Source organism: Streptococcus mitis, from assembly GCF_901542415.1.
Lineage (GTDB): Bacteria > Bacillota > Bacilli > Lactobacillales > Streptococcaceae > Streptococcus > Streptococcus mitis_BL.
Map to the genome: position 1 here is coordinate 1,478,472 of NZ_CABEHV010000004.1, position 12,175 is coordinate 1,490,646.

A 12,175-nucleotide genomic window follows, 5' to 3' on the forward strand; every position below is an offset into this window, starting at 1 on the left:
TAGAGCGTTTGTCATAAAATGCTTTAGAGAGTTGACTACCTAGATAAATCGGAGGAGCTAAAATATTGATTAAAATCAATATAAACACTAAAAATTCAAGTAATATAATCATAAATCTGTTTAGTTAACACATTTTAATCAAAATACTATCTTGGCTCTGGGAGTAGATGTAGCCAATGGTAAATATCTTCAAAAATCCCTCCACCATTCACTTCCTCCAATACCTCTGGGGTTAACTCTTCAAATTGCTCCAATTCTACAAATATATTTTTCATTTCCATGACAGACTCCTTTTCATTATTTTATAGATAACTCTATCCCCTGCTCCATCTACAAAAGGCTTTAGTTTCCTTTTAAAATACAAGAAATCTAAAGCCTCCTGAAAATGGTATATTGGTTAGAGTGTTAACAATTAGTTGTGAAGATATTATTTTTATTTAACCACGACCACTTTATAATATTCGTTTGAGTGTGGAGATTCAATTTTAATTTTTTCACCATATAAACCATCAATTTCTTTATCAAGGAAATTTGAAACTCCTGATGGCAAGCGTTTCATCTTAAGAATTTCACCAGATTGATCCGCATAGGCTAGGATATGATGGTGTGTAGTGGTTGCTCCATCATCAATTAATACAAAGTAACCTGTTTTGAGCTTACCTTGCTCATTTTCTAAATAGTATAGTTTATTGTTATTGATTGTAAAGTTAGTAGCTCCAAGACGAAGTCGTGCACCTGGATTTTCTAAATAGACATCATTGCCAACTTTTTTAATCTCTGAATAGGTTGTCATTGCTGGGATATTAACCACACGATGTCCATTTTCATCAAAGTAGTAACGATTTGGTAAGTTTTGGAAGTTCTGTACAACTGCCTTAGAATCAATTTCTTGTCCTTCATCTTTATTATCTACCAGAGCTAAGGTTGTATTTGAAACCTCATCCCCATATTTGTCGGAAAACTTCTTGAACTCTGGTCTGATATACCAAGCATTTTTTTCAATAATAACATCGTCACCTTTAGCATTTAGCAAATATTCTTGCCCATCTCCAAGTTTGACAATATCATGAATATTGTATCCAGAATCTTTTCTATTTGCTAGATAGCCATCCTTACCAATGACATAACTTTCCCCATCACTGGCTGGAACAGCTCTATCTGCGACCATTGCACCTGATTTTTCAAAGTAAGACCATTGACCATTTGCAGTTGCCCATCCTGTTGCCATAGCGCCACTGCCTTTTAGGTAGTACCAAGTAGACCCTTCTTTGTACCAACCTGTGCGCATAGCACCACTATCTGCTAGTGAGTACCATGTGTTACCTTCCTTGTACCAGCCAGTACGCATAGCGCCACTATCTGCTAGGGAATACCATGTATTTCCGTCTTTGAGCCAGCCTGTCTGCATTTTACCAGTGCCGTCGAAGTGATACCATGAGCCAGCATTTTGTACCCATTTATCCTTAGCTAGACTGCCATCTTGTGAAAGATTCCAGTCAGCACCATTTTTAACCCAAGTATCTGCAGCTTGTGCTTGGTTGATAGACAAAAGTAGAGCAGCACCTGCAAGCAAACCAAGTGTGAGTAGTTTAGATTTTTTCATAGCCATTTCCTCCTTTATTGAATAGCTATAGGAGGGTTTCCCCTCTTTATTTAGCTATATTCTAATACTTTTCATAATCAAAGTCAATAATATTGTGAAAGATTAGACAATATTACCAATATCTACGAATTGTATTTTGAGTAATACCGTATTGATCCATATAAGAAACATATTGACCTGGATATGGAGCATGAACTACCTTTCCACCACCAACATAAATACCTACATGGTCATTTGTCTCTTCACTATTATACAAAATCAAATCTCCAGCTTGTTGAGAACCATTACTTACATAACTTCCTCCTGTTGCTTGACCATAGGTCACTCTAGGAATACTAATATCGAACTTAGCATGAATAGCCATCGTAAATCCTGAGCAATCTACGCCACTATTCAAATCTGCCCCACCCCAAACATATGGGATTTTCCCTACAAATGTCTCGGCATATTCACCAAGTGCCTGTCCACGATTTTCTACCCATACACCACTGGCTCTAAAGAAGTATGGTGTACCATTCACACGTTGATAACCAGTGACCATAGCACCACTAGCAGATAAGTAGTAATAATTACCATCAGGTTGAATCCAAGTATTTTCTTTCATCCATCCTTGGTCATCAAAATAGTACCACTTGCCATCTAATTGTTCCCAATTTTTAGCATAACCACCTGAACCGTATTTAAACCACCATTTACCATTGGTTTGCATCCATGTTCCTTTCGGATCACGATATTGATTGAAAGCTTTCTTCTCTTGATTTCCCTCTGCTTGGGTTTCTTTATCTTCAAAACCAATCAATTTTACTTGATCAGCTTCTTCAGCTTTTATCTTGCCTTGATTAACTAATTGAGCAATCGCTTCTTTCTCACTTGCTGATGGGGAATCAGCATAGGCTACCGTAGTATTTGCTAGGAGAACGCCTCCTGCAAGAACTAACAAACTAGAATAAAGATATTTTTTCATCGTGAAAATCCTTTCTTTTTTCTCCTTTTTGGAGATTGATTTTTCTGACTACATTATATCCTTTATTTGTCCCCATATCTCTCCTGTCCCTAGAAAGACTAAATCTGTTCCTAAACGGTCACTTGAACCAAAGAAAAATTCCAAAGCAAATGCCTTGGAACTTCTTATCTTTATTTTCCTTGAATGATTTTAACCACATCTCCTACACTTTGGAGTTGGTCAATTTCCTCATCACTGATTTCGATATTAAATTCATCTTCCAGAGTCAAGATAAACTCCATCAAGTCCACTGAGTCGGCATCCAAATCGTCTTTCAGACTCAAGGATTCTGTCACGACAAGGTCCTCTCCCTGTCGCTCTTGGATAATGGTCACAATACGGTCAAAAATTTCTTTTTCTGTCATCTCTTTTATTCTCCTGAAAATTCACGCGCAGTCTGGGCAACTACGTCTGTTTCTAGCATGGTACGAATCTGGCGGATTGTACTATAAACAGCCTTGGCATCGCTTGAGCCATGAGTCTTGACAACCGGTGCCTTGACACCAAACAAGACTGCCCCACCAACGTCTGAGTAGTTGAGCTGTTTTTTCAAACCTCTGAGACTGTCCTTGAGAAGGAGGGCACCTAGTTTCGCTCGAAGACCACCACCTGTAATAGCTGTCTTGAGCAAGCCCATGATTCCCATGGCTGTCCCTTCGATGGATTTGAGCACAGCGTTTCCCGTGAAACCATCTGCCACAACAACATCCGCAACGCCATTCATCAAATCACGCGCTTCCACGTTTCCGATAAAGTTTAAACTTTCATCAGCCGCCAGTAATTCATAAGTTTCCTTACGAAGCGGGTCGCCCTTACTACTCTCTGTTCCGTTATTGAGCAAGCCAACACGTGGTTGCGCAATGCCACGAACATTTTTAGCATAGAAAGAACCTAGAACCGCATATTGATGGAGGTGCTGGGCTGTATTTTCTGCATTAGCACCGAGGTCCAGCATGTCAAAACCTTTTCCATCTACAGTTGGCAAGGTAGACATGAGTCCAGGACGGTCGATATTCTTGATACGACCCACGATGAAGAATCCTGTAGCCAACAAAGCACCTGTATTCCCAGCTGAGAGAACAGCGTCTGCTTCGCCTTCTTTGACAGCCTTGGCCGCCAAGACCATACTGGCATTTTTTTTCTTCCGAATAGCTCTCGTAGGTTCATCGTCCGAATCAATCTTCTCATCCGTATGGATAATGCTGACGCGCTCTGTCGCTGTCAGATATTGCTTGATTTTAGCTTCATCTCCATAGAGTTGAACCTCAATATCTGAGAAGTCAGCCAGGGCTTGATTGACACCCTCAACGATGGCCTGAGGTGCGTAATCGCCCCCCATGGCATCTACTGCGATTTTTTTCATTTGTTTTCCTCTTTTAGTAATTGTCCCCAGTCTGCTAGGGAATCAATAAATTTCTTTGATTTTAGGTGAATCCCAACGTACTCTTCGTAGAGTTGATCCATAAACTGGCGTAAGTCTTGCTTGATTTCGGGCTTGAGCGAAATGGTCTCCAAGGTTTCAAAATCAATGGCTTGAAACTGATTGAGCAGATAGGGGATATTGGGATTTAGATGGCAACGTCTCTCATCTTCATGATAATGGTCTGGACAGAGGCAGGCTCCATATTTGAAAGAAAAGTCAAAAGCCTGACCGACCCGATGGCAAAAGACACACTCATTAAAATTGAGACTGATTCCAAATCGAGTCAAGATTTGAATTTCAAAAATATTGGTCAAAACTTGATAATCCAAGCCAGCTTCCATCAACTCCAAAGTCTTTTGCAAAAAAGCAAACAAGGGAGCATCATGCTGATTGTCCTGCAAACTAGCATCTGCAAGAGCTGCCACATAGGTCGCATAGGCCATGACAAAGAGATCACTATTAATCTTGGGAAAAGTCATCACCTCATGATAGTCCTCGATGTAGCTAAGCCCGTCATCATTGATTCGCAAGAGAAATCGTGCCAGCACCAAGGGCTGAATAACCGGAGCTAGCTTAGACTGACCAGCGTGTTTGACAAAAAACATCCGCTTACCAGCCTGCTCCGTAAAAATCTTGACTAGCTTGTCATCCTCCCGAAAATTGCGATTGTAGAGCACCAAGCCTTGACTCGTGATAGACTGAATCATGCTTCTCTCATGTACTCCTCAAGTCGTTTCATGGCTTCTTTGATAGTCTCCATGCTAGCTGCATAAGATAGGCGAACATAGCCTTCTCCGTAACGCCCAAAAGCGGCACCAGGGATAAAGGCAACGGCCTTTTTCTGAGCAAAATCTTTCAGAAAAGCAAAGGAATCTTGATTGTAACCCGCTGGAATCTTAGCAAAGATATAGAAGGCACCGTCTGGTTTAATAATCTCAAAACCAAGAGCAGTCATTTTTTCGATGATATAGTCCCGACGCTGGATGTATTCCTTCTTCATAGATTCCGCATCGTTTTTACCAGCCGTCAAGGCTTCCACCGCAGCATGTTGGGCCATGGTATTTGCGGCAGTAACCAAATATTGGTGACTCTTGATTAATTGGGCTGTGAAGGGTGCAGGAGCAAAAATCAAGCCCAAACGCCAACCTGTCATGGCATGCGATTTAGACAAACCATTGATGATAATAGCCTGATCTCTTAGCATCGTTCCTAGAGACACATGAGCTTCATCTGTATAGGTCAATTCTGAGTAAACCTCATCACAGATCACGAAAATTTCATACTTACGCAAAACAGCTGCCAAGGCTTCCAACTGCTCCCGACTATAGGTAATTCCTGTCGGATTGGCTGGATAGTTGAGAATAACCGCCTTGAGCTTGTCACCCTGCTCCAAAATGGCCTTTTCCAACATCTCAGGAGTCAAGACAAAACCATTTTCAGTTGTGTCAATCTCGACAACCTCTGCCCCAACTAGATTGACAATCGGCTCATAGCCTGGATAAGCAGGAGCTGGCAAGAGCACCTTGTCTCCCTCTTCCAAAATAGCTGTCAAAGTAGCAGATAAGGCCTCTGTCGCCCCAATTGTAACCAAGATTTCATTTTCAGGAGCATAGTCCAGTTGGTACTTTTCCTTAACAAAGTCACTGGCTGCCTGACGTAGAGTCAGCAGACCACTCATCCCTGTATAGTAGGATTGGTTCTGATCAATCGCTCGCTTAGCCGCCTCCTTGACATGATCTGGCGTTGTAAAATCAGGTTCCCCCAAGGTCAAACGCAAGACCCCAGGAATCTCCGAAATAGCCTGGTCAAACTGACGAATCAACGAAACTTGAATCTTATCTAACTGTTTATTAAAGCGCTTAGTTAAGTCCATAGATACCTCCTACTTTCAAAACGTATCTCTATTATACTACAAAAGCCCCCCGACCGCAAAAATACATGATAGAGTAACTTTCCACTTTCTATTTTACTTTTCCTGTTTAAAGGTCTATAATGGTAACAGATTCTATTTGGAGGTTTTTATGTCATTTCTATCAAAAAATGGAGCAGGTATCTTGGCCTGCTTTCTCATTTCTATCGTATCTTGGTACTTAGGAGGATTCTTCCCTGTTATTGGCGCGCCCGTTTTTGCCATTTTCATAGGCATGCTCCTACATCCCTTTCTCTCGCCCTATAAACAACTGGATGCGGGATTGACCTTTAGTTCCAAGAAATTGCTCCAGTATGCCGTTATCTTGCTTGGTTTTGGTCTCAATATCTCGCAAGTCTTCGCAGTCGGACAATCTTCACTCCCTGTCATCCTTTCCACCATTTCAATTGCCTTGATTGTTGCCTACCTCTTCCAGCGCTTCTTTGCACTGGACACAAAACTGGCTACCTTGATTGGAGTGGGTTCTTCTATCTGTGGGGGCTCTGCCATTGTAGCGACAGCGCCCGTTATCCATGCCAAGGAAAAGGAAGTAGCCCAAGCCATCTCCGTTATCTTTTTCTTCAATGTCTTGGCTGCGCTCATATTTCCAACGCTAGGTACCTGGCTTCATCTATCCAATGAAGGCTTCGCCCTCTTTGCAGGAACTGCGGTCAATGATACTTCCTCTGTAACCGCCACAGCCAGCGCCTGGGACAGCCTTTACCAAAGTAATACCCTCGAATCCGCAACCATTGTCAAACTTACGCGGACACTGGCTATCATCCCCATCACTCTCTTTCTCTCCTACTGGCAAAGTCGCGAGCAAAAAAATAAGCAAGGATTACAACTGAAAAAAGTCTTCCCACTTTTTATCCTTTACTTTATCCTTGCATCTCTCCTAACTACCCTCCTGACCTCTCTCGGTGTGTCCAGTAGTTTCTTTACCCCACTCAAACAACTCTCCAAATTCCTCATTATCATGGCCATGAGTTCCATCGGTCTCAAAACCAATCTGGTAGCTATGGTCAAATCCAGCGGAAAATCTATTATTCTCGGAGCCATCTGCTGGATTGCCATCATCCTCACCAGTCTTGGTATGCAGACCCTTATCGGCATTTTCTAATACTCTTCGAAAATCTCTTCAAATCACGTCAACGTTGCCTTGCTGTAGGTATGGTTACTGACTTCGTCAGTTCTATCTGCAACCTCAAAACAGTATTTTGAGCTGACTTCGTCAGTTCTATCTGTAACCTCAAAACAGTGTTTTGAGCAACCTGCGGCTAGTTTCCTCTTTGCTCTTTGACTTTCATTGAGTATAACACAAAAGGTAGCTGATGGGCTACCTTTTTCTTATGCTTCCTTAATCAAGCGTGTATGTTCTTTCTTGATGCAACGATTCATCACGATGTCATCGCATCCACCAGCACGCAAGATCTCTTCCGCTTCTAGATTTTCAAGTCCTAGCTGCGCCCAAAAAATCTTAGCATCAGCCTTGAGAAAATCACGCGCCACATCTGGCAAAAACTCACTGCGACGGTAAACATTGACAATATCTACAGGAAAAGGAATCTCTGCTAGGCTAGCATAAGCCTTTTCACCCAAGATTTCTCCACCTGCAACCTTAGGATTGACTGGGATGATTTTATAACCCCGATCCTGCATTTCCTTGGTCACTCGATTGCTAGTTGTTTCTTCACGGTCTGACAATCCCACCACAGCAAGGGTTTTACTCGTTGCGAGATACTGACGAATCACACCATCACTTGGATTGATAAATTCTTGACTCATAGAAATCCTCCTTTTTCATCAGTATAGCATATTTTGAAAAGGCTTGCATAATTCTACTACAAAAAAGGAGGACTAGCCCCCTTTTTATTTAGCCTCGTACCAGGTTGCCCCTTCATTTTCATCTGCGATGAGGGGAACACTGAGTTGAATGGCTTCTTCCATGGTTTGTTTGACCAATTTTTTCATCTCTGCCAATTCAGATTTAGGAACTTCAAGAACGATTTCATCGTGCACTTGTAACAGCATCTTAGTCTGATAACCACCTACAACCAAGGCTTTATCCAGCTGAATCATGGCAATCTTGAGAATATCTGCCGCCGAACCCTGTATAGGAGAGTTAATAGCTGTCCGCTCCGCAAAACCACGAATATTGAAGTTGCGCGAATTGATATCTGGCAACTCACGACGACGCTTGAAGAGGGTCTCCACATAGCCCTTATCACGCGCCTCACGCACCACTTCATCCATGTAGTTTTTAATACCCGGGAAGCGTTCAAAGTAGGTGTCGATGTAGGCTTTGGCTTCCTTACGGCTAATTCCCAAATTATTAGACAAACCAAAGTCTGAAATCCCATAAACCACTCCAAAGTTGACAGCCTTGGCATTGCGACGGTCGTTTGCAGTCACATCCTCAGGACGCTCAATGCCAAAGACCCGCATGGCTGTCGAAGTATGGATATCTGCCCCTTCTTGGAAAGCCTTAATCAAGTGTTCATCCTTGGAAATATGCGCCAAAACGCGCAATTCAATCTGTGAATAGTCGGAGCTGAGAAGGACACTATCCTCCCACTCAGGCACAAAGGCCTTACGAATGAGACGCCCCTGTTCCAAACGCACAGGGATATTTTGCAAGTTTGGATCCACACTAGACAGACGCCCAGTCTGGGTCAAATCCTGCACATAACGAGTATGAATCTTGCCATCAGCCAAAATCCAGTCCTGCAAGCCAATCACATAAGTGGATTGAATCTTAGCAATCTGACGATAGTCTAGGATTTTCTTAACAATCGGAGCAATAGGAGCCAGGCGCTCCAACACATCCACCGCTGTCGAGTATCCAGTCTTAGTTTTCTTAGTGTATTCTAGAGGAAGTCCCAATTTTTCAAAGAGAAGCACTCCCAACTGCTTAGGCGAATTGATATTAAACTCCTCACCAGCCAGTTCATAAATCTCCTGAGTGAGTTTTTCAATGACAAGCTCATTTTCAGCCTGCATCTCAAGCAAGGTCTCTTTCTTGACCGTAATCCCAGCAATTTCCATCTTGGCAAGGACAAAAGCCAGAGGTTGCTCCATATCATAAAGAAGCTCTAATTGCCCATTTTCACTGAGTTTTTCAAGCAAAATAGGCTCTGTTTCGACCAAAACTGCAAGCTTACGAGCTAAATGCTCCAAGAATTTCTCACGTTCAGGAATGGCCTTCTTGACTCCCTTACCATAGAAAGTCTCATCATCAACCAAATAAGTCTGACCATAAAGACTAGCAATGGTCGCAATTTCATTGTCCTCCACAGTCGAAAGGAGGTATTTAGCCAAACGGCTATCAAAAGCAGGCGCCTGCAAATCCACACCAAAACGATTCAAGAGAACTTTAGCCTTCTTAAAGTCATAAACTCTCAGAGGTGTTTTTTCTAAAAAGGCCTTGAAAATCGGCTCTTGCAAAAGTTCAAGCTTGTCTGTAGCATAAAGCTTATCCCCACAAGACCAGGAAAATCCAACCAAATCATCCGTATGGTAATTCTCACCAAAAAGCTCAAAATGGAAGATAGACTCTTCACTCAGCATATCTTGACTAATTTGGTCAACGATAGTAAAGTTCAAACTCTCAGCCACATCAGCTGACGACACATTTAAAGCCTGCTTGAGCTGTTTGAAGCCCATCTCATCGTAGAATTTCCCAAGATTTTCCACATCTGGACCACTATAGACCAAATCCTCCAAACCAATCGCAATCGGTGCCTTGGTATCAATAGTCGCCAGTGTTTTAGACAAAAAAGCCTGCTCCTTATCATTAATGAGATTTTCCTTCATCTTAGAAGCCTTCATCCCATCGATATTTTCATAAATTCCCTCGAGTGAGCCATGCTCCAGCAAGAGCTTGATACCCGTCTTTTCACCGATTTTGGTTACTCCAGGGATATTATCCGACTTATCACCCATGAGCGCCTTGAGATCGATAAACTGAGTCGGTGTAATGCCCATCTTTTCCATGAGATAGTCTGGCGTAAAGGCCTCAAACTCAGCCACACCTTTTTTGGAAATCTCAACCACCGTATGCTCATCCGTCAGCTGAATCAAATCCTTGTCCCCACTGACAATGGTAATATCAAAACCATCTTGCTCAGCTAATTTATCTAGTGTTCCAATGATGTCATCCGCCTCATACTGAGCCAACTCATAGTGACGAATCCCCATATGATCCAGCAACTCACGAATAAAGGGAAATTGCTCACGAAACTCATCAGGAGTCTTAGCCCGACCACCCTTATAGTCCGCATACATCTCTGTACGGAAGGTCGTCTTTCCCGCATCAAAAGCCACCAAAATATGACTAGGCTCAACCCTCTCTAACAAATGGCTCAACATCAACTGAAAGCCATAAATCGCATTGGTATGCAAACCAGCCGCGTTCTTAAAACGGTCTAACTGCTGATAGAGCGCAAAAAACGCCCGAAAAGCAACAGAAGACCCATCAATCAATAATAATTTTTTCTTATCCATACACCCATTATAAAGGAAAGCACCAAAAAATACCATCGAGAAGAGCCAAACCGAGTATTTTTCATCCTTTTTCCGAATAAATAGATAGAGCCAGAGAATCTAGCAAAATTAGATTTAAAACTATGGTATAATAAAAGGAGGAAATGGATGATTCTCAGACATCCGGGCATCAGCCCAACCAATGACTTAGTTGCTAAGAAAATCTTTAGCAATCCAGAAATCACTTGTCAATTTATTCGTGATATGCTGGATTTACCAGCCAAAAATGTGACTATTTTAGAGGGAAGTAACATTCACGTCTTGCCTTCTCTGCCCTATTCAGTACAAGATTTCTATACAAGTATAGACGTCTTAGCGGAGTTGGACAATGGCACCCAAGTTATCATTGAGATTCAGGTGCATCATCAGAATTTTTTCATCAATCGCCTGTGGGCTTACTTGTGCAGTCAGGTCAATCAAAATCTAGAAAAAATTCGCCAGCAAGAGGGCAATACTCACCAGAGCTACAAACATATTGCACCGGTATACGCAATCGCTATTGTAGATAGTAACTACTTCCATGATGATCAAGCTTTTCATAGCTTTAGCATGCGAGAGGACGCGACAGGTGAGGTCTTAACCATCACAAATAACGGTCAAGAAAACCATCTAGTCAAGATGGCGTTCTTGGAATTAAAAAAATACAGAGAAACCAGCAAAGATAGCGTTCGCAAACCGTGGTTGGAGTTTTTCGGGAATAAACCCTTTACTCAACAACCCGAGCGAGCCATCAGCCAGGCAGATCAACTGCTGGACTATAAGAGCTGGTCTGAGGAGGACAGGAAAATGTTTAGTCAACTACGTATGAGAGAAGAACAAGCCTTGTTAGCACAGAACTATGCCTTGGAACAAGCTGAAGAAAAAGGACTGAAAAAAGGATTAGTAAATCTCGTTCGCCAGCATCTTTTAACCGCTGAGGTTGCCAGCCAGCAATTAGGCATGACGGTCGCTGAGTTTGAAGAACTATTGAAAGACCATTGTAAATAAGATTAAAAAAATACAGAGAAACCAGCAAAGACGAGGTTCGTAAGCCATGGTTGGAGTTTTTCGGGAACAAACCCTTTACCCAGCAACCTGAGCGAACCATCAGTCAAGCAGACCAACTGCTAGACTACAAGAGCTTCTTTGGGTTTACGACACGAGAAATTTGATGATTTTTCTTTACTAGAGGAGTCTCAGCGACCATCATTTTCAAGCACTGATAGCACTTGAAACGACGCTTTTTAAGTAGAATTCTAGTAGACATACCAGTCGTTTCAAGGTAAGGAATCTTAGACGGTTTTTGAAAGTCATATTTCTTCATTTGACTTCCGCAATCAGGACAAAGTGGAGCCTCATAATCCAGTTTAGCAATGATTCCTTTGTGAGTATCCCTATTAAGAACATCCATAATTTGGATATTAGGGTCTTTGATATCGAGTAATTTTGTGATAAAATGTAATTGTTCCATATGAATCTTTCTAATGAGTTGTTTTGTCGCTTTTCATTATGGATATTATGGAACTTTTTTTCTACAACAAAATAGGCTCCATAATATCCATGGGGATTTACCCACTACAAATATTATAGAGACTAAGTTTATAGAACAACATAAAAGTGAACAAGACTAAAACATCGTTTTGTTCACTTTTTTCTTCTTTTCAACAGAACTCTCACTATAGCCCATATCACAAAAAGAGAAGGTCATAAATC

General features: G+C 41.8%; 11 protein-coding genes and 1 pseudogene. 2 read left to right on the plus strand and 10 right to left on the minus strand.

What is annotated here, in order from left to right:
• Positions 1 to 146: 146 nt before the first annotated feature.
• The 7 genes from FQT24_RS07720 to FQT24_RS07755 all read right to left on the minus strand — a co-directional run bounded on the left by FQT24_RS07720 (position 147) and on the right by FQT24_RS07755 (position 5,902).
• Positions 147 to 281 (minus strand): ComC/BlpC family leader-containing pheromone/bacteriocin, encoded by a 135-nt coding sequence (locus FQT24_RS07720; RefSeq protein WP_004257719.1) that lies wholly within the window; start codon positions 279 to 281, stop codon positions 147 to 149.
• 152 nt (positions 282 to 433) lie between these two features.
• Entirely contained in the window at positions 434 to 1,603 is a 1,170-nt protein-coding gene (locus FQT24_RS07725; RefSeq protein ID WP_004257714.1) for a PspC-like choline-binding domain-containing protein, read from the minus strand.
• Between the two features lie 112 nt (positions 1,604 to 1,715).
• Entirely contained in the window at positions 1,716 to 2,567 is an 852-nt protein-coding gene (locus FQT24_RS07730) for a C40 family peptidase (protein WP_023947430.1), read from the minus strand.
• A 170-nt stretch (positions 2,568 to 2,737) separates the two neighbouring features.
• Positions 2,738 to 2,971 carry an acyl carrier protein gene (locus FQT24_RS07740; protein ID WP_143952631.1) on the minus strand — a complete coding sequence of 78 codons (234 nt, stop codon included), beginning with the start codon at positions 2,969 to 2,971 and terminating at the stop codon, positions 2,738 to 2,740.
• A gap of 5 nt (positions 2,972 to 2,976) precedes the next feature.
• Positions 2,977 to 3,969, minus strand: coding sequence for a phosphate acyltransferase PlsX (plsX, locus tag FQT24_RS07745; RefSeq protein ID WP_143952632.1), 993 nt, complete (start codon positions 3,967 to 3,969; stop codon positions 2,977 to 2,979).
• Positions 3,966 to 4,736 (minus strand): DNA repair protein RecO, encoded by a 771-nt coding sequence (gene recO, locus FQT24_RS07750; RefSeq protein ID WP_143952633.1) that lies wholly within the window; start codon positions 4,734 to 4,736, stop codon positions 3,966 to 3,968. The genes plsX and recO overlap by 4 nt, the downstream gene beginning before the upstream one ends.
• A complete protein-coding gene (locus FQT24_RS07755; protein ID WP_143952634.1) occupies positions 4,733 to 5,902 on the minus strand; it encodes a pyridoxal phosphate-dependent aminotransferase in 1,170 nt (389 codons plus the stop codon). The genes recO and FQT24_RS07755 overlap by 4 nt, the downstream gene beginning before the upstream one ends.
• 148 nt (positions 5,903 to 6,050) lie before the next feature.
• On the opposite strand from FQT24_RS07755, the gene FQT24_RS07760 reads away from it, so the two are divergent.
• Positions 6,051 to 7,061 (plus strand): YeiH family protein, encoded by a 1,011-nt coding sequence (locus FQT24_RS07760; protein ID WP_143952635.1) that lies wholly within the window; start codon positions 6,051 to 6,053, stop codon positions 7,059 to 7,061.
• 227 nt (positions 7,062 to 7,288) lie between these two features.
• Here FQT24_RS07760 and FQT24_RS07765 read toward each other — a convergent pair whose 3' ends face one another.
• On the minus strand, positions 7,289 to 7,726 hold the full coding sequence (locus FQT24_RS07765; RefSeq protein ID WP_143952636.1) for a CoA-binding protein: 438 nt from the start codon (positions 7,724 to 7,726) through the stop codon (positions 7,289 to 7,291).
• Between the two features lie 84 nt (positions 7,727 to 7,810).
• Positions 7,811 to 10,444, minus strand: coding sequence for a DNA polymerase I (gene polA / locus FQT24_RS07770; RefSeq protein ID WP_143952637.1), 2,634 nt, complete (start codon positions 10,442 to 10,444; stop codon positions 7,811 to 7,813).
• Between the two features lie 147 nt (positions 10,445 to 10,591).
• Between polA and FQT24_RS07775 the strand changes: the two genes are divergently transcribed.
• Positions 10,592 to 11,470 (plus strand): Rpn family recombination-promoting nuclease/putative transposase, encoded by an 879-nt coding sequence (locus FQT24_RS07775; protein ID WP_143952638.1) that lies wholly within the window; start codon positions 10,592 to 10,594, stop codon positions 11,468 to 11,470.
• Between the two features lie 136 nt (positions 11,471 to 11,606).
• On the opposite strand, the pseudogene FQT24_RS07785 reads toward FQT24_RS07775, so the two are convergent.
• Positions 11,607 to 11,933: pseudogene (locus tag FQT24_RS07785) on the minus strand (transposase family protein); the annotation flags it as partial.
• Positions 11,934 to 12,175 lie beyond the last annotated feature (242 nt).

Bases quoted from the DNA above. Each gene is read 5' to 3' on its own strand.
- FQT24_RS07760 (WP_143952635.1), top strand. From the start codon at position 6,051: ATGTCATTTCTATCAAAAAATGGAGCAGGTATCTTGGCCTGCTTTCTC.
- FQT24_RS07740 (WP_143952631.1), bottom strand. From the start codon at position 2,971: ATGACAGAAAAAGAAATTTTTGACCGTATTGTGACCATTATCCAAGAG.
- FQT24_RS07765 (WP_143952636.1), bottom strand. From the start codon at position 7,726: ATGAGTCAAGAATTTATCAATCCAAGTGATGGTGTGATTCGTCAGTAT.
- FQT24_RS07720 (WP_004257719.1), bottom strand. From the start codon at position 281: ATGGAAATGAAAAATATATTTGTAGAATTGGAGCAATTTGAAGAGTTA.
- polA (WP_143952637.1), bottom strand. From the start codon at position 10,444: ATGGATAAGAAAAAATTATTATTGATTGATGGGTCTTCTGTTGCTTTT.
- FQT24_RS07730 (WP_023947430.1), bottom strand. From the start codon at position 2,567: ATGAAAAAATATCTTTATTCTAGTTTGTTAGTTCTTGCAGGAGGCGTT.
- recO (WP_143952633.1), bottom strand. From the start codon at position 4,736: ATGATTCAGTCTATCACGAGTCAAGGCTTGGTGCTCTACAATCGCAAT.
- FQT24_RS07775 (WP_143952638.1), top strand. From the start codon at position 10,592: ATGATTCTCAGACATCCGGGCATCAGCCCAACCAATGACTTAGTTGCT.
- plsX (WP_143952632.1), bottom strand. From the start codon at position 3,969: ATGAAAAAAATCGCAGTAGATGCCATGGGGGGCGATTACGCACCTCAG.
- FQT24_RS07725 (WP_004257714.1), bottom strand. From the start codon at position 1,603: ATGAAAAAATCTAAACTACTCACACTTGGTTTGCTTGCAGGTGCTGCT.
- FQT24_RS07755 (WP_143952634.1), bottom strand. From the start codon at position 5,902: ATGGACTTAACTAAGCGCTTTAATAAACAGTTAGATAAGATTCAAGTT.